The organism is Caballeronia sp. HLA56 (assembly GCF_054655155.1).
Map to the genome: position 1 here is coordinate 3,078,582 of NZ_BAAHOB010000005.1, position 15,909 is coordinate 3,094,490.

The following is a 15,909-nucleotide window of genomic DNA, read 5'->3' on the forward strand; positions in this document are numbered from 1 at the left end:
TTCATTGCCTCTGCAACCTCTCAATGACGTCCGCCGCCCTCCGCCTCCGAGCGCGAAGTCGTCACCACGATGCCGTTCGGGTCGAAATGCGCGTTGAACATGGCGTCGCGATTCACGCCATCTTCGAGCCAGTGCCAACTCCACACGCGTTCCTGCTTCAGTCGATACTCCGCGACGGTGGTCGGCTTGCCAAGCAACCGGCGCACTTCATCCTGCGTCATGCCGGGCCTTACCTTCGCGATATTCGCCGCGGTCAGAACCTGCGTCACCGACACGAAGAGTCCGTCGGCGTCGAGATCGACGAAATAGGTGTTCGTTCCCGCCGGGCCGCGCGGATATTCGAGCCGCTTGGACCCGTCGGTGAAAGTCCGTTCGATTTCCGGGTCGCCCATCTGACTGCGAATCTGCGCCTCGGTCGTGACGCCAGGCTGCAAATCCTTCAGCAGCAGATTGTCGGGCTTCACGGCATTGAAAATTGCCTTGAGCTTGTTCAACCCATCCTCGCTTTGCTGCTGATCGCAGCCAGCAAGCAATGACAGCGCGACACATGCCGCGCCCATGACTTTCTTCACCATCACTCTCCTTCGACCTTCATGTTTCAACCTTCATTCTTCAACCACCTGCGCCAAGCAGGGGCAACGGGTCAACCGCCGCGCCCGACTTGCGTACTTCGAAATGCAGCTCCGGAGAGCCGCTCGGTCCCGTGCCCATGTCGGCGATGGTCGCACCTTGCTTGACCGTATCGCCTTCGTGCACGAGCAGCTTGTCGTTATAGGCGTAGGCGGTCAGAAAATCGTTGCCATGCCGCACGATGATCATGCGCCCATACGAGCGCAAGCCGCTGCCCGCATACACGACCTTGCCGCCGGCTGCCGCCTTCACGGGCTGCCCGACCTTGCCGGAGATATCGATTCCCTTGTTGCCGCTCGCGCCGAACTTGCGCACGACCTCGCCCTTCGCGGGCCACACGAACGTGCCCCTGGCGGCGCTCACATGTTCTTCGCTGGCTTCGGGCGCGGGCTTTTGCGCGACGGACTTTTCGGTCTTGTCGCTCGATGACTTCTGCGGTGTGGGAATGAGCGGCGGCATGTCTTTCTTTTGCGCCGTGCTCGCGGATGCCACGGCTGCGCCCGGCGGCGCCACGCGCAACAACTGTCCGATATTCACCTGCTTGCTTTCGGGCAGCGTGTTCCATTTGGCGAGGTCGTCGGGCTTCTGCTTGTAGTTTCGCGCGATGCCGTAAAGCGTGTCGCCCGGCTTCACGCGATAGAAGCCCGGCTCCGCTGGCGGCGTGTTGAGCGGCACGACCGGCGCGGGAATGACGGCGGGCGACGTCGTCTGAACGACAGGCGGCGCGCTCGACGCCGAACTCTCGACGATAGGCGCGGGCGTGCGCGGTGTGGAGGAACATCCGGCGAGCACTGCCGCGACCGCTGCCCCCGCGATGCCCGCGCGGCTGAATAGCTTGAAACCTTCCATTTGCATCGACACCAACGTTCTCATTCTCTTGTTCTAGTCTCTTGCAGCGTGTTCAAAGCCCACAGCGCCGATTACAGCAATGCGTCGCGCCGCTCCTGTTGCAATACGTGAAACGATCAACATCCGCCAGCATAAAACATTACCGAAACAATTCCGCCGTCGTGACATAAACGACACACGTGGCCATTCGGTGCACCGGGCGTTTCGGCATTCTAAATTTTGATCAAATTACACACTATCTTCGACGCGCTTGCCGTGTCTGGCGCGAGCCGTGGCATCGACAAAACTTGACACTCAGGCCGGTCCGCGTGGCCGTTCTTTGGGCTAAATTCACCGCGCTCGAAAGCAGGAGCTTCCTGCAGTCCTGCAATCATCCAATCTCTCGGAGTTTTTTCTCATGAATTTCTTGCAACACGGAATCATCCTCTGGCTGATCATCGGCGGCGTCGCGGGCTGGCTCGCCGGTCTCATCATGAACGGCAGCGGCTTCGGCGTGATCGTCGACATTATCGTCGGCGTGGTCGGCGGTCTGATCGGCGGCTGGCTGTTCGGCACGCTCGGTATCTCGTTCGGCGGTGGCATCTTCGGCTCGCTCGTGACGGCCGTGATCGGTGCAGTCGTGCTGCTGTTCCTTATCCGCCTGATTCGCCGCGGATAAAACGCATCGAGCGAGGCGCGCAGTAACACGCGTCTCGCTCGATTTCAGTGCCCCAAAGCAGCAATTGCCGTTACGGCTTACGCCTTCGAGCGCCGCCGCGTCAGCTTCCAAAGCGCACCCAGCGCGATCGGCACCACTGCCGCGCCGATTCCCACCAGCACGATCACGTTCAAATACTGCCGAATGAACGGAATGTTGCCGAAGAAGTAGCCGAGTAGCACGAGCAACAGGACCCAAACCAGCGCGCCCAGAATATTGAAGAACTGAAAGCGCGTGTGATTCATCGACGAAGCGCCCGCCACGAACGGCGCGAAGGTCCGTACCACCGGCACGAAGCGCGCGATCACGATAGTCTTGCCGCCGTGATGCTCATAAAAGTTGTGGGTCTTCTGCAGCGCCGCGCGGTCGAGAAAGCGCTCCAGCACGGGAATGTTGGTGTCGAACACCTTCGGGCCGATAGCACGCCCGATCCAGTAATTCACCGTGTTCCCCAGAACAGCCGCCACGAGCAGCAGCACGATGAGCGCGCTCAAGTCCATCGCGTGGGACGCGGCAAACGCGCCGCCGATGAACAACAGCGAATCGCCGGGCAGGAACGGGAATACGACGAGCCCGGTTTCGCAGAACACGATGAGGAACAACACCGCATAGACCCAAGCGCCGTAGTGCTGGATAAAGACACCGAGCGACTTGTCGATGTGAAGGATCATCCCTAGAAATTGCAGCAGCGTGTCCAAAAGCTTTCCTCGAAAAAAATGGCCCGGCGCGACAGGAATCTGCCCGCCGTCAAGAACCGTGGAAGGTCGCGCCATGATACCGAACGCAAACGCGCCTTCAATTAGGAAGCGCTCATCCAGACGCCGTCTCGACGCCCTTTTGCCGCCAAAATCGCGCATCGGGACGCTCGGATGCGAATCGCTATAATTCGGGATGGCCGAACTCAACGATCCCTCCGCCTACACATTGACCGCAGACGCCGCGCGCGGTTCGCGCGCCATCGCGCCGCTTCCCGACCAGCTCATCAGCCAGATCGCGGCGGGCGAGGTGGTGGAACGGCCGGCATCGGTCGTGAAGGAACTGCTGGAAAACGCGCTCGATGCAGGCGCGCGCACCCTGCGCATCACACTCGATGAAGGCGGCGTGAAGCGAATCGTCATTGCCGATGACGGCAGCGGCATTCCGCCCAACGAACTTCCGCTCGCGCTTTTACGCCACGCGACCAGCAAAATCCGCTCGCTCGCGGACCTGGAAGCCGTCGCCACGCTCGGCTTTCGCGGCGAGGCAATTGCCTCCATCGCTTCCGTCGCGGAGTTGTTCATCACGAGCCGCACCGAGAGTTGTCCGCACGCGACGCGCATCGACGCGCAAACGGGCGCCATTTCCCCGGCAGCCGGCACGGTCGGCACCACCATGGAAGTGCGCGAGCTATACTTCAACACGCCCGCGCGGCGCAAGTTCCTCAAGAGCGAACAGACCGAACTCGGGCATTGCCTCGATGTGATCCGGCGCATGGCGCTCGCGCGCCCGGACGTCGCCATTTCGGTGATGCACAACGGCAAGGCCGTCGAGCATTGGAACGCGAGCGATCCGCGGACGCGCGTCGCGAAGATTCTCGGCGAGGTGTTCGAAACCGCGCATCTGCCGCTCGATGAACGCGCCGGGCCGCTCGCCGTCTACGGTTGCGCGGGCCTGCCGACCGCCAGTCGCGGACGCGCCGATCAACAGTATTTCTTCGTCAACGGCCGCTTCGTGCGCGACAAGCTGCTTACGCACGCGGTGCGCGCGGCCTATGAAGACGTGCTGCATGGCAATCGCTATCCGGCCTATGTGCTGTTCCTCGACTTGCCGCCCGAATCGGTGGATGTGAACGTGCATCCGTCGAAGATCGAAGTGCGCTTTCGCGATTCGCGCTCGATTCACCAATACGTGTTTCATGCCGTGCAGCGCGCGCTCGCGCGGCAAGCGGGCGCGTCGCCGGAAACCACGTCGGGCGGGCATGCGGCGCAGTTGTCGCCGACCGGACCGGCTTCGTTCAGCGCAAAACCTTACGCCACGGGCAGCGGCGATACGGCGCCGATGCGCGGCGAAAACGGCACGTCATGGATGCGCCAGTCGCGCATGACGCAGGGCACTTTGCCCGTCGCGCAGCCGCTTGCGCTGTACGACGCGCTCTTCGGCCGCAAGGACAACACCGCGCCCGAGGCGTCGCCTTCGGTGGCATGGGCCGGCGAAAGCGCGCCGGCTTATGCGCCGCGACCCGCTCCGCTCGATCACGCCGGTGACCAGCCGCTCGGCTTCGCCGTCGGGCAGATTCACGGCATCTACGTGCTTGCGCAAAACGCGCGTGGACTCGTGATCGTCGACATGCACGCCGCGCACGAACGCATTCTCTACGAGCAGTTCAAGAATGCGCTTGCGGATCGTGCGATCGCCGTGCAGCCGCTTCTCATTCCGGTATCGATGACGGCGGATGCGGTCGAGATCGGCATCGTCGAGGAAGAGCGCGCCACGCTCGATGCGCTCGGCTTCGATCTGGCCGTGCTCTCGCCGACATCGATTGCCATTCGCGCAGTTCCCGCGCTGCTCAAGGATGCCGATCTGCAAGCGCTTGCGCGCGCCGTGCTGGCGGATTTGCAGGCGTATGGCGGGTCGCGCGTGCTCACCGAGCGTCAGCACGAGTTGCTTGGAACGCTCGCGTGCCATCACGCCGTGCGCGCCAACCGGCGCCTTACGCTCGATGAAATGAATGGCCTTTTGCGCCAGATGGAAGCAACCGAACGCGCCGATCAATGCAATCACGGCCGGCCGACGTGGTTCCAACTCACGCTCGCGGACCTCGACCGCCTCTTCATGCGCGGACAATGACGGCTCGTTCCATCGCGTGTTTATTGGGGCCGACGGCATCGGGGAAGACAGCGGCGGCACTTGCGTTCGCCGCGCGCTCGGCGCGGCCGGTCGAGATTATCAGCGTGGATTCGGCGCTGGTTTATCGCGAGATGGATATCGGCACGGCCAAACCGAGCGCGGAAGAACGCGCGCTGGCCGCGCATCATCTGATCGATATCATCGATCCCTCACAGAGCTATTCCGCCGCGCAGTTTCGCGACGATGCGCTGCGGCTCGTCGGCGAGATCGTCGCGCGCGGGCATGTGCCGCTGCTGGTCGGCGGCACGATGCTGTACTTCAAGGCGCTCACGCAGGGCTTGAACGACTTGCCTCCCGCCGATGCCGATACGCGCGCTCTTTTGGATGCCGATGCCGCGCGCGACAGCTGGCCGGCGTTGCATGCGCGACTTGCGTTAATCGATCCGCAAACCGCCGCGCGTCTCGCGCCGAATGACTCGCAGCGCATTCAACGCGCGCTCGAAGTGTTCATGCTCACCGGGCAGCCGATGTCGGCGCTGCTTGCCGCGCCGCGTGAGTCTTCGGGCGATGCGCCGTATCGCTTCGTGCCGATTGCACTCGAACCTTCGGATCGCGCGGTGCTGCATGCGCGTATCGCGGCACGCTTCGATGCGATGCTGGCGCACGGTTTCATCGACGAAGTGAAGCGGCTGCGCGCCCGTGGCGACCTCGATCTGTCGATGCCGTCGATGCGATGCGTGGGTTATCGGCAAGCATGGGAGTATCTCGACGGCGCGACACGCTATGACGAAATGCGCGATAAGGGCGTCTTCGCGACGAGGCAGTTGTGCAAGCGGCAGTTGACGTGGCTGCGTTCGATACCGGAGCGGGCGGTGGTGGATTGTTGCGCGGGGGATGCAACGGAGCGGGCGGTGGCGACGGTGTTGGCGGTCGCGGGGTGAGTGGCGTCAAGAAAAGCGGCGGAACCGGTTCTCGCTTGCGCTTCATGCCTCAAGGCAAAGCCGCGTTATCATTCATGCGTGGCTTCTTATCGTTCCGTCCCATGACCAAACCTTCATCAGCGCTCGAAGTGCATCGCAACGACGTTCGTCGCATCATCGCGGCCAACCATGCGGCAAATCCGCGAGTATTCGGCTCGGTTCTTCACGGCGAAGACGACGACGGCAGCGATCTCGACATTTTGGTTGATGCTCTACAGGGAGCGACGCTTTTCGACCTTGGAGCAATTCAGGTCGAACTGGAAGAACTGCTCGGCGTGCCGGTGGACGTCGTGACACCGCAAGACTTGCCAATGAAGTTTCGATCCGTTGTTCTGAGTGAGGCGCGCGCGGTATGAATGCAAAACAGCGCCAGTTGCGCCTGACCGACTATATCGACCATCTGCTGGACGCTTCGCGAACTGCACGCGGCTACGTTCAGAAGCTGAGCAAGGCAGACTTCGTCGCGAATCGGATGGTTCAGCAGGCAGTTATTCTGAACCTCATCGTAATAGGGGAAGCCGCGGTTCAGATTGAGACCGAGTTTCCCGGCTTCGCGAAAAGCAACGCTACCGTACCGTGGAAAAGCTACGCGGCATGCGCAGTCGCATGACACACGGCTATTTCGATACGAATCTGGACATTGTTTGGGAAACGGTGCAAAGCGCGCTGCCCGAACTCGAACGCGTCCTCGCGCAGCCGTCTGAGTAATGTCGTTGCTGTAGTTGAAAAACAAAAACCCCCGCCACCAGCGAGGGTTTTCAACACCGACATCACAACGCGGCAAGCATTCAAACCACCACCGTCTGCGCCTCCCCATCCGCGCTTTCCCGCACCACACCAATCTGCCAAACCTGTTCACCCGCTGCCGACAGCAAGCCGGTGGCTGCCTGCGCGTCTTCCGCCGCGACGATCACCGCCATGCCGATGCCGCAGTTGAACACGCGATGCATCTCCGCATCCGCGACGCCGCCGTGCTTCTGCAGCCATGCGAACAGCGGCGGCAAAGGCCAAGCGCGATGATCCAGCTCAGCCGTCAACCCTTCGCGCAGCACACGCGGAATGTTTTCGACGAGACCGCCGCCCGTGATATGCGCCATGCCCTTCACGGTCACGGTCTGCATGGCCGACAGCAGCGACTTCACGTAGATGCGCGTGGGCGCCATCAGCGCGTCGGCGAGCGAACGGCCGTCGAAATCGGCGTTCAAGTCGGGATTTGCCCGCTCGATGATCTTGCGCACCAGCGAATACCCATTCGAATGGATACCGCTCGACGCGAGACCCAGCACGACATCGCCCGGCTTGATCGCGCTGCCGTCGATAATCTTGCTCTTCTCCACCGCGCCGACCGCGAAGCCCGCGAGGTCGTACTCGCCGTCCGGGTACATGCCCGGCATTTCCGCCGTCTCGCCGCCGATCAGCGCGCAGCCCGCATATTCGCAACCTTGCGCGATGCCCTTCACCACGTCCGCCGCCGTATCCACGTCCAGCTTGCCGCAGGCGAAATAATCGAGGAAAAAGAGCGGTTCCGCGCCCTGCACGAGGATGTCGTTCACGCTCATGGCGACGAGATCCTGGCCCACCGTGTCGTGCCGGTTCAGTTCGAACGCGAGACGCAGCTTGGTGCCGACGCCGTCCGTGCCCGACACGAGCACCGGTTCCTTGTACTTCTTGGGCACTTCGAACAGCGCGCCGAATCCGCCGATGCCGCCCAGCACGCCTTCGCGCAAGGTTTTCTTGGCGAACGGCTTGATCCGGTCGACGAGCGCGTCGCCTGCGTCGATGTCGACGCCCGCATCGCGATACGACAAACCGGGAGCATCAGGGGCGGATTTCGGTTGATTCATGGGGGGAGCGCAAGAAGGTCGGTAAAATGCGATTTTACCCGATGACAGCCGTCCGGCTGGTTTTCCCGCGCGTGCATCGAAGCCTGCCGGCGCTCTTTTCGAGATCGAATACGGTCCGGCGAAAGCAGCGGCGCCGCGCGCGAAAGGCGGCCAGCGGCGGCGTTTCGAACATCGGCGCACCCGAGCCGCCTGTTTTCAAGACACGACGAAGACAAGACGAAGACACAACCGATCCGCCCAAACAGCCCGAACCGACTCCTTTCTCACGTGCAACGCCAACTGACGCTCGACCTGGGCACACCACCGCCCGCCACCTTCGACAACTTCTTCGCCGCGAGCAACCACGAACTGGTGACGCGCCTGCGCGAGCTCGAAGGCGCGCTCGCGGCCGGACCCGTCGCGGATCGCACGTTCTATATCTGGGGCGAAGCCGGCAGCGGCCGCAGCCATCTGCTGCACGCGCTCGTGTACGAGGCGAACGGCCGCGCGCGCTTTCTGAGCCCGCAAAGCGCGCTGAACGCGTTCGGTTTCGATCCGCGCGTGACGCTCTACGCCGTCGACGATTGCGACGGCCTCTCGCCCGCGCAACAAATCGCGCTGTTCAATCTCTTCAACGAAGTGCGCGCTTACCCCGCCAGCGCGCTCGTCGCGACCGGCAACGTCGCGCCAATGCAGCTCGCCGTGCGCGAGGACCTGCGCACGCGGCTCGGCTGGGGCCTCGTGTTCCATCTGCTGCCGCTCGCGGATGACGCCAAGGCGTCGGTGCTGCGGCACGCGGCGCGCGAGCGCGGCATCGTGCTGGCCGAAGGCGTGCCCGCTTATCTGCTCACGCATTTCCGGCGCGACATGCCGAGTCTCATGGCGCTGCTCGACGAACTCGACCGCTTCTCGCTCGAAAAAAAGCGCGCCGTGACCATGCCGCTTTTGCGCACCGTGCTCGCGCGCTTCGGCCAGCCTTCGTGGGACCTGGCCGGGTCCGAGACGGAAAGCGCATCGCCCGATTCCATCGACCTGTTCGGCGAGCCTCACGCGCACGCCGCTACAGACAACGCTCCGACCCGCTTCAAGTAAAATGCGCTCCCATGAACCTAGCCCTCTTTGATCTCGACCACACGCTCATTCCCACCGACAGCGACCACGAATGGGGCCGCTTCATGGTCAAGCTCGGTATAGTCGATGCAGACAGCTTCGCGCGGCAAAACGATGCCTTCTACGCTCAATACCAGGCGGGCGTGCTCGATATCAACGCGTATTTGCACGCCATGCTGGGGCCGCTCGCCAGGCATTCGCGCGAGCAACTAGACGACTGGCACGCGCAGTACATGCGCGAGGTGATCAATCCGCGCATCGTCCCGGCTGCCGTCACGCTCGTGCGCGAGCATCAGGATAATGGCGATCTCTGCTGCCTCGTCACCGCGACCAACGCGTTCATCACCGCGCCTATCGCGGAAGCGTTCGGCATCGAAACGCTGATCGCTTGCGAATTCGAAACCGTCGACAACGACCCGCAAGGGGCGCTCACGGGCCGGCCGACCGGCACGCCGAGTTATCGCGAAGGGAAGATCGTGCGGGTCGAGGAATGGCTCGGCACGCTCGGCAAGTCGCTCGCCGACTTCAAACACAGCTATTTTTATAGCGATTCGCACAACGACATCCCGTTGCTCGAACGCGTGACCGACCCGGTCGCAACCAATCCCGACGACACCCTGCGCGCGCATGCGCAAGCCAAAGGCTGGCGCATTCTGAACCTCTTCGATACACGTGATTAAAAAACTCATCCGCAAGCTGTTCGGACAAGAAAGCGCCGATACCACCGATGGCGACGTTCAAGCCAGCGCTTCGTCAGAAACGAAACCGGCTCGCAAGAGCACGCGCAAGAAAACCGTCGCGCCGCCCAAGCGCGATCCGAGCGTGCCGGTCATCCTGTCGTCGGATGTTCATGGCATCGATCCTTCGCTCATCTCGAAGAACGCGGTGCGCGTGACCGACGGGCTGCAACAGGCGGGGCATCGCGCGTTCATCGTCGGCGGCGCGGTGCGCGATCTCCTGCTCGGCGTCGCGCCCAAAGACTTCGATGTCGCGACCGACGCCACGCCCGACGAAGTGCAACGGCTTTTCAGGCGCGCGCGCATCATCGGGCGGCGCTTTCAGATCGTGCACGTGCAGTTCGGGCAGGAGATCATCGAGACTTCCACGTTCCGCGCGCTCGTGGATGCACCGCCCGCGCAAACCGCGCCCGCCGCCGAAGCGCCACGCCGCTACAAGCGCAGCGAACTCGACACGCGCACGCACGCGGTCGACGCGAGCGGCCGCGTCCTGCGCGACAACGTGTGGGGCGAGCAGCACGAAGACGCCACGCGCCGCGACTTCACCATCAACGCGATGTACTACGATCCGGCCACGCAAACCGTGCTGGATTATCACGACGGCATGGCCGACATCCGCGCGCGCCTGTTGCGCATGATCGGCGACCCGGCCACGCGTTATCGCGAAGACCCGGTGCGGATGCTGCGCGTCGTGCGCTTCGCGGCCAAGCTCGGCTTCGAGATCGACGACGCCACGCGCGCGCCCATTCAAGAACTCGCCGATCTCATGGACAACGTGCCCGCCGCGCGTCTGTTCGACGAGATGCTTAAGCTCTTGCTTTCCGGTCACGCATTGGCGTGTCTCACGCGTCTGCGCAAGGAAGGGCTGCATCATGGCGTCCTGCCTTTGCTCGATGTCGTGCTGGAGCAACCGCATGGCGAGAAGTTCGTCACGCTCGCGTTGACGAGCACCGACCAACGCGTGCGCGCGGGCAAGCCGGTGTCGCCGGGCTTTCTCTTCGCCACGCTGCTTTGGCACGACGTGCAGACGCGCTGGCAACAGTTCACCGCAGCCGGCGACTATCCGGTGCCGGCGCTGCATCGCGCAATGGACGACGTGCTCGACATGCAGACCGAAAAGCTCGCCATTCACAAGCGTTTTTCGTCGGATATGCGCGAGATCTGGGGGCTTCAGCATCGGCTCGAAAAGCGCGGCCGCACCGCCTTGAAGCTGCTGGAACATCCGCGCTTCAGAGCGGGTTATGATTTCTTGCTGCTGCGTTGCGAGTCGGGCGAACTGGATGCCGAGATCGGTCAATGGTGGACCGATTTCATCGAAGCCGATCACGCCGATCGCGAAGCATTGCTTTCGCAAGGCGGCACGAAAGATCGCGGTCCGAAGAAGCGCCGGCGGCGCAGCAACGCGAAGCGCAAGAACGGCGAGACCGTGGAGCACGAAGCACACGAAGCAGGCGCGACGAGCGACTCGGGCCCCGTCGAAGGCGCCGACAACGAATAGCGCCGCTTTTCGTTACAGTAGCGAATACAGGTTTGCCCCCGGGCCGTATCGCCGGGATCTACCCGCTTTTCGCCGAACGACGGCGTAGGACTTCTGCCATGACGATTGCTTATCTGGGCCTGGGAGCGAATCTCGGCGATGCGCGCCAGACCCTGAAAGACGCAGTCGTGTGTCTCGCCCAGCAGCACACGATCACCGTGCTCGCCAAATCGAGCCTTTACCGCACCGCGCCGATCGACTCTTCGGGCGACGACTATTTCAATTGCGTCGTGAAGCTCGAAACATCGTTGCCGGCGCGCGCGCTTTTGCGCTTGTGTCACCACATCGAGGAACAATTCGGGCGCGAGCGGCCGTATCGCAATGCGCCGCGCACGCTCGACCTCGACATCCTGCTGTATGGCCAGTCGGGCATCGACGAAGCGGACCTGATCGTGCCGCATCCGCGCATGACGGAGCGCGCGTTCGTGCTCGTGCCGCTGCTCGAACTCGAACCCGAGCTCGTCATTCCGCAACGCGGCCGCGCCAATGCATTTCTCGCGGGCGTCGCCGATCAGCGTATCGAGCAGGTCGCGACCTGCCAATGTCAGGTGCTCACGCGCGCCGCTCCATCCAGTGCAGCAGAGGCACCCGCTGCCGCCACCAAACCCAATTGCCGATGAGCGCTCCGCCTCTCACTGTCACCGCGCCGCAACTGCGCCCGCCGCACCGCTATATTGCGATCGAAGGTCCTATCGGCGTGGGCAAGACCACGCTTGCAACCTTGCTCGCCGAACGCTGGTCCATGCGCACGCTGTTCGAGCGCCCGCAGGACAACCCGTTTCTCGAACGCTTTTATCGCGACACCACGCGCCATGCGCTCGCGACGCAATTGAGTTTCGCGTTGCAGCGCGTGACGCAGACGCGTGAAGCCGCGGAAATGCTCACCGGCCATACGCCGTTGATCGCGGACTTTCTCACGCAGAAGAGCGAGCTTTTCGCACGCCTCACGCTGCCCGACGACGAGTTCCAGTTGTACAAGGACCTGGCCTCACGCATCGGTACCACCGGGCCCGCGCCGGATTTCGTCGTGTATCTGCAGGCGAGTCCCGAAGTGCTGTTTTCGCGCATTCAAAAACGCGCGCTGCCCATGGAACTGCAGATTTCGGATTCATATCTGCGCGCACTGTGCGATGCGTATAACGAGTTCTTCTATCACTACGATGCAACGCCGCTGCTCACGGTGAACGCGGAGCATCTGAACCCGCTGACATCGGAAGAAGATCTCGCGTTGCTCGTCGAGCGCATCGAGACCATGCGCGGACGCAAAGAATCTTTCGTGAAAGGCGTGTCGGTCTGAGCGCCAGGCTTGCTGCTGTTTTCCCCTAATCGAGTTTTGAAACGACCATGACGTACTTGCAGGAAACGAGCCGTTCGGCGATCACCGTCCCGAAACTCCAGGCCATGCGTGAAGCCGGCGAGAAAATCGCGATGCTCACGTGCTACGACGCGAGCTTCGCCGCGCTGCTCGATCGCGCGGGCGTCGACGTCATGCTGATCGGCGATTCGCTCGGCAACGTGCTTCAGGGCCATGCGACGACGCTGCCGGTCACGCTCGCGGACATCGCGTATCACACGGCTTGCGTGGCGCGCGGCAGCAAGGGCGCGCTGATCGTCGCGGATATGCCGTTCGGCACCATCGGATCGCGCGAGGAAACCTACGCCAACGCCGTGCAACTGATGCGCGCCGGCGCGCAGATGGTGAAGCTCGAAGGCGGCGAATGGCTTGCGGACACGGTGCGCTTTCTCGTCGAGCGTTCGATTCCCGTATGCGGACACGTCGGTCTCACGCCGCAATCGGTGCACGCGTTCGGCGGTTTCAAGGTGCAGGGCAAGTCCGAAGCGGCCGCCGAGCAAATGCGCCGCGACGCGCTGGCGCTCCAGCAGGCGGGCGCCCGCTTACTCGTGATCGAAGCCGTGCCGACGCTGCTCGCGCGCGAAGTGACCGAGAGTCTGGCGATTCCGACAATCGGCATTGGCGCGGGCATCGACTGCTCGGGACAGGTGTTGGTGCTGCACGACATGCTCGGCATCTTCCACGGCAAGCGGCCGCGCTTCGTCAAGGATTTCATGCAGGGACAGCCGACCATTTTCGCGGCGGTCGACGCGTACGTGCGCGCAGTGCGTGAAGGCACATTCCCCGGCCCGGAACACACCTTCTGATTTTTTTGACGCCGATTGCGTTTTGTCGTACATATGGCGAGATTCTTGCAAAGTAAGCTGCGAACAGGCACCAAGAACGAGAACAGCCATGTGGCAAGTCCTTCCCGATGAATATATCCGCGCGCAGATGGCCGTCGGCGCGCTCGTCGTTTTCGGCGTCGCGCGCGTCGTTGCGGCGGCAATTGGCGCGCAGCGTGGCTGGCGCATTCCTGTCGTTACCAACTGGTTCATTGGCGTGGCGGGCATTTTCTGCGCGCCGCAAATGCTCGAAGTGCTGCTCGTTGCAAGCTCGCACACGGCTTATGTCGAATTGCAGGGGAAAGTGATCGGCTGCGCGGTGGCGCTGTTCTGCGCGCCGATCGTCAGCCATCGGCTGGGATACGAGTAAGCGTTCGAAACGCGTTCAGCCGGCGAGCGCCGCGCCTGGCACGCCGTGAGACAACACCGACGCCGTGGCGAACACGCAAAGCATCAGCACCGCTTCAAGGCGCATCACGTTGATGACCGTGTGCGCATCCATCGTCGATGCCGTGCGCTGCAGGCGCGGCAACACCGACCAGCGGTTGAGCGCGCCCAAGGCGAGCGCCGCCAGAACCAGTCCCGTTTTCACGATCAGCGCGTGCCCCCAGTTGCTGTCGACGAGCACCGCCGCCGATCCGTCCGTGCCGCGCCACGCGTTGAACACGCCCGTCGCGATGATGACGATCACCGCGAGCATCGCCACCCGCGACATGCGCGCGACGATGCGAATCAACGACGCACGCGCCACCGATGTTCCGAGCGCCGGCAACATCGCCAGCGCGCCCACGATGACGATCCCGCCCCACACGCCCGTGGCAAGCAGATGCAGCGTCTGCACGGCTTCGGCGAGAGAAAACGCGCCGGCATCGGCGGCATGGCCGATAGCCGCTTTCCCTGCAGCGGCCACGAGCGCGCCGAAGATCGCGAACCCTGTCTTCGATGCGCCTTGCGGTCTGCCCGTCGCGCAGGCCCGCACGATCACCAGGCCGCCCGCCAACGCCACCAGCCAGCCGATGCCCGCTTGCGTGCTAGTCGCGACGAGCCACAGCGACGCGCCCGCATCGCTGACAGGCGAACCGCTCATCGCCGCGGCCTGAAGCCACAAGCACACGAAGTTGCAAGCCACGAAGGTAATTGCGGCCACGGTTCCGGCACGCGCTGCATGCCGCCAACCCCGATGCGCAGGCGAAACGACCGCGTGCGCTCTTTCGCCGCAGAGCCACGCGTCGAAGAGCGCCGCGCCAAGCGCACAGGCAAACGCGGTATCGCTCAATGCTCCGAATACGACCTGCGCGAGCCAGAGGAAGTCGAAATCGCCGTTCATGGCGCCGCCGTGGACGCTTCGGGAACGCCAATTGTTGGATGTAAGGCTGGGGAGATCATGGAAGAACCTGCGAGTCTCGGCCCGCGCAGTCTAAACGAACGCACCTTGCGCGGCACCATTGAAAGGTCTTGAACCTGCGCATCGAGCTTCCTAAGCTTGCCGTGAGAATAGAGTGCAGCGACCCCGTTTTCGCACAATAAAGTCGATGCTTTGTCGACCTGCATGTGTGTTGCGCTATGTCAAAGTTCTTGGTTGCGACGCGGCAGATTGTCGCGATTGCGCCTCAGTGAGGGCGGAAAGTTGTGTCAAATAGTCATCATCATGCATCGATGATAGAATTCCGCGTCGCATCAGAGGCTCGTCGAGCCACGATGGCCGTGGCCCGCCACCCTCCGCCACCCAACGCGTGGCCGTGGTTCGCCACCTTCGCACCGAGCCGCACGAAGCTCGGCAGGTCCCCGAATTTCATGGAGTGTCGCGTGTTTTCAAGACGCATTTTTCGTCCGCTGCTCGCTTTGGCCGTCGTCAGCAGCGCCGGCGTATTCGGCGCGGGTCAGGCACAAGCCCAGGCGCAGAACCAGCCGATCGCCCCGGACACCATGGCAGCGCGCGTGCAAGGCTGCACGGCATGTCACGGTGTTCATGGCGAAGGCACGGACAATGACTATTTCCCGCGTCTTGCCGGCAAGCCTGCCGATTATCTGTACAACCAGCTCCAGAATTTCCGCGAAGGCCGGCGCAAGTATCCGCCTATGAACTACCTCGTCACGTATCTCTCGGACGACTACCTTCATCAGATTGCCGGATACTTCTCGAGCCAGCGCCCGCCGTATCCGCCGCCCGCCAAGACGAATGTTTCGGCTTCCACGCTTGCGCGCGGCCAGCAAATCGTGCTGAACGGCGATGCATCGAAGAACATTCCCGCCTGCGCGGCCTGTCACGGCAAGGGTCTGACCGGCATGCAGCCGGCCATTCCGGGCCTCGTCGGGTTGCACTCGGATTACATCAGCGCGCAAGTCGGCGCATGGAAATCGGGCACGCGCCACGCGAAAGCGCCTGACTGCATGCAGCAAATCGCCTCGCGCCTGACCGACGACGACGTGACCGCCGTCGCCGCCTGGCTCTCAACGCAAACCGCACCCGCCAACCCGGTGCCCGCGCCCGCTGGCTCGTTGAAGATGCCGCTGACCTGCGGCAGCGAACCGCAATAAGGCG

General features: G+C 63.0%; 17 protein-coding genes and 1 pseudogene. 13 read left to right on the forward strand and 5 right to left on the reverse strand.

Features of this window, described 5'->3' with window-relative positions:
- Positions 1-20 precede the first annotated feature (20 nt).
- Entirely contained in the window at positions 21-575 is a 555-nt protein-coding gene (bamE, locus tag ACYQ47_RS33860) for an outer membrane protein assembly factor BamE domain-containing protein (protein ID WP_244827089.1), read from the reverse strand.
- 37 nt (positions 576-612) lie between these two features.
- A complete protein-coding gene (locus ACYQ47_RS33865; RefSeq protein ID WP_250491829.1) occupies positions 613-1,503 on the reverse strand; it encodes a peptidoglycan DD-metalloendopeptidase family protein in 891 nt (296 codons plus the stop codon).
- Between the two features lie 382 nt (positions 1,504-1,885).
- Here ACYQ47_RS33865 and ACYQ47_RS33870 point away from each other — a divergent pair, with 382 nt between their 5' ends.
- Positions 1,886-2,137 carry a GlsB/YeaQ/YmgE family stress response membrane protein gene (locus ACYQ47_RS33870; RefSeq protein WP_244827961.1) on the forward strand — a complete coding sequence of 84 codons (252 nt, stop codon included), beginning with the start codon at positions 1,886-1,888 and terminating at the stop codon, positions 2,135-2,137.
- Positions 2,138-2,214: 77 nt separating this feature from the next.
- Here the strand turns inward: ACYQ47_RS33870 and ACYQ47_RS33875 are convergent, their stop codons facing one another.
- Positions 2,215-2,874, reverse strand: a complete 660-nt coding sequence (locus ACYQ47_RS33875; RefSeq protein ID WP_244827087.1) for a VTT domain-containing protein — start codon at positions 2,872-2,874, stop codon at positions 2,215-2,217.
- Positions 2,875-3,067: 193 nt separating this feature from the next.
- Between ACYQ47_RS33875 and mutL the strand changes: the two genes are divergently transcribed.
- The 4 genes and pseudogenes from mutL (at position 3,068) to ACYQ47_RS33895 (ending at position 6,690) form a co-directional block, all read left to right on the forward strand.
- Positions 3,068-5,002 carry a DNA mismatch repair endonuclease MutL gene (gene mutL / locus ACYQ47_RS33880; protein ID WP_459909142.1) on the forward strand — a complete coding sequence of 645 codons (1,935 nt, stop codon included), beginning with the start codon at positions 3,068-3,070 and terminating at the stop codon, positions 5,000-5,002.
- Positions 4,999-5,943, forward strand: coding sequence for a tRNA (adenosine(37)-N6)-dimethylallyltransferase MiaA (gene miaA / locus ACYQ47_RS33885; RefSeq protein ID WP_250491827.1), 945 nt, complete (start codon positions 4,999-5,001; stop codon positions 5,941-5,943). Before mutL ends, miaA begins: the two co-directional genes overlap by 4 nt.
- Positions 5,944-6,044: 101 nt before the next feature.
- A complete protein-coding gene (locus tag ACYQ47_RS33890; protein ID WP_250463250.1) occupies positions 6,045-6,338 on the forward strand; it encodes a nucleotidyltransferase family protein in 294 nt (97 codons plus the stop codon).
- Positions 6,335-6,690, forward strand: a pseudogene (locus ACYQ47_RS33895) (HepT-like ribonuclease domain-containing protein). The gene ACYQ47_RS33890 and the pseudogene ACYQ47_RS33895 overlap by 4 nt, the downstream one beginning before the upstream one ends.
- An 80-nt stretch (positions 6,691-6,770) precedes the next feature.
- Here ACYQ47_RS33895 and purM read toward each other — a convergent pair.
- On the reverse strand, positions 6,771-7,826 hold the full coding sequence (gene purM, locus ACYQ47_RS33900; RefSeq protein ID WP_250463178.1) for a phosphoribosylformylglycinamidine cyclo-ligase: 1,056 nt from the start codon (positions 7,824-7,826) through the stop codon (positions 6,771-6,773).
- Positions 7,827-8,093: 267 nt separating this feature from the next.
- Between purM and hda the strand changes: the two genes are divergently transcribed.
- The 7 genes from hda (at position 8,094) to ACYQ47_RS33935 (ending at position 13,737) form a co-directional block, all read left to right on the forward strand.
- The gene (gene hda, locus ACYQ47_RS33905; protein ID WP_244827083.1) at positions 8,094-8,897 is read left to right on the forward strand and encodes a DnaA regulatory inactivator Hda; all 804 of its coding nucleotides are present in this window, start codon (positions 8,094-8,096) and stop codon (positions 8,895-8,897) included.
- Between the two features lie 11 nt (positions 8,898-8,908).
- Positions 8,909-9,595: a histidinol-phosphatase gene (locus ACYQ47_RS33910; RefSeq protein WP_459909145.1), complete on the forward strand. Its 687-nt coding sequence runs from the start codon at positions 8,909-8,911 to the stop codon at positions 9,593-9,595.
- Complete coding sequence (gene pcnB, locus ACYQ47_RS33915) at positions 9,588-11,150, forward strand: polynucleotide adenylyltransferase PcnB (RefSeq protein WP_459909147.1); 1,563 nt, start codon at positions 9,588-9,590, stop codon at positions 11,148-11,150. Before ACYQ47_RS33910 ends, pcnB begins: the two co-directional genes overlap by 8 nt.
- Before the next feature lie 98 nt (positions 11,151-11,248).
- Positions 11,249-11,809 carry a 2-amino-4-hydroxy-6-hydroxymethyldihydropteridine diphosphokinase gene (gene folK / locus ACYQ47_RS33920; protein WP_250463170.1) on the forward strand — a complete coding sequence of 187 codons (561 nt, stop codon included), beginning with the start codon at positions 11,249-11,251 and terminating at the stop codon, positions 11,807-11,809.
- Complete coding sequence (locus tag ACYQ47_RS33925) at positions 11,806-12,486, forward strand: deoxynucleoside kinase (protein ID WP_244827079.1); 681 nt, start codon at positions 11,806-11,808, stop codon at positions 12,484-12,486. Before folK ends, ACYQ47_RS33925 begins: the two co-directional genes overlap by 4 nt.
- A gap of 47 nt (positions 12,487-12,533) precedes the next feature.
- Positions 12,534-13,349, forward strand: coding sequence for a 3-methyl-2-oxobutanoate hydroxymethyltransferase (gene panB / locus ACYQ47_RS33930; RefSeq protein WP_244827078.1), 816 nt, complete (start codon positions 12,534-12,536; stop codon positions 13,347-13,349).
- Between the two features lie 88 nt (positions 13,350-13,437).
- Positions 13,438-13,737 (forward strand): hypothetical protein, encoded by a 300-nt coding sequence (locus tag ACYQ47_RS33935; protein ID WP_244827077.1) that lies wholly within the window; start codon positions 13,438-13,440, stop codon positions 13,735-13,737.
- A 15-nt stretch (positions 13,738-13,752) separates the two neighbouring features.
- Here the strand turns inward: ACYQ47_RS33935 and ACYQ47_RS33940 are convergent, their stop codons facing one another.
- Complete coding sequence (locus ACYQ47_RS33940) at positions 13,753-14,694, reverse strand: copper resistance D family protein (protein WP_459909150.1); 942 nt, start codon at positions 14,692-14,694, stop codon at positions 13,753-13,755.
- Between the two features lie 467 nt (positions 14,695-15,161).
- Between ACYQ47_RS33940 and ACYQ47_RS33945 the strand changes: the two genes are divergently transcribed.
- Complete coding sequence (locus ACYQ47_RS33945; protein WP_244827960.1) at positions 15,162-15,905, forward strand: c-type cytochrome; 744 nt, start codon at positions 15,162-15,164, stop codon at positions 15,903-15,905.
- The last annotated feature ends 4 nt before the right edge of the window (positions 15,906-15,909 follow it).

Bases quoted from the DNA above. Each gene is read 5' to 3' on its own strand.
- purM (WP_250463178.1), bottom strand. From the start codon at position 7,826: ATGAATCAACCGAAATCCGCCCCTGATGCTCCCGGTTTGTCGTATCGC.
- miaA (WP_250491827.1), top strand. From the start codon at position 4,999: ATGACGGCTCGTTCCATCGCGTGTTTATTGGGGCCGACGGCATCGGGG.
- ACYQ47_RS33890 (WP_250463250.1), top strand. From the start codon at position 6,045: ATGACCAAACCTTCATCAGCGCTCGAAGTGCATCGCAACGACGTTCGT.
- bamE (WP_244827089.1), bottom strand. From the start codon at position 575: ATGGTGAAGAAAGTCATGGGCGCGGCATGTGTCGCGCTGTCATTGCTT.
- ACYQ47_RS33925 (WP_244827079.1), top strand. From the start codon at position 11,806: ATGAGCGCTCCGCCTCTCACTGTCACCGCGCCGCAACTGCGCCCGCCG.
- folK (WP_250463170.1), top strand. From the start codon at position 11,249: ATGACGATTGCTTATCTGGGCCTGGGAGCGAATCTCGGCGATGCGCGC.
- ACYQ47_RS33945 (WP_244827960.1), top strand. From the start codon at position 15,162: ATGGAGTGTCGCGTGTTTTCAAGACGCATTTTTCGTCCGCTGCTCGCT.
- ACYQ47_RS33940 (WP_459909150.1), bottom strand. From the start codon at position 14,694: ATGAACGGCGATTTCGACTTCCTCTGGCTCGCGCAGGTCGTATTCGGA.
- ACYQ47_RS33935 (WP_244827077.1), top strand. From the start codon at position 13,438: ATGTGGCAAGTCCTTCCCGATGAATATATCCGCGCGCAGATGGCCGTC.
- panB (WP_244827078.1), top strand. From the start codon at position 12,534: ATGACGTACTTGCAGGAAACGAGCCGTTCGGCGATCACCGTCCCGAAA.
- ACYQ47_RS33865 (WP_250491829.1), bottom strand. From the start codon at position 1,503: ATGAGAACGTTGGTGTCGATGCAAATGGAAGGTTTCAAGCTATTCAGC.
- ACYQ47_RS33910 (WP_459909145.1), top strand. From the start codon at position 8,909: ATGAACCTAGCCCTCTTTGATCTCGACCACACGCTCATTCCCACCGAC.
- mutL (WP_459909142.1), top strand. From the start codon at position 3,068: ATGGCCGAACTCAACGATCCCTCCGCCTACACATTGACCGCAGACGCC.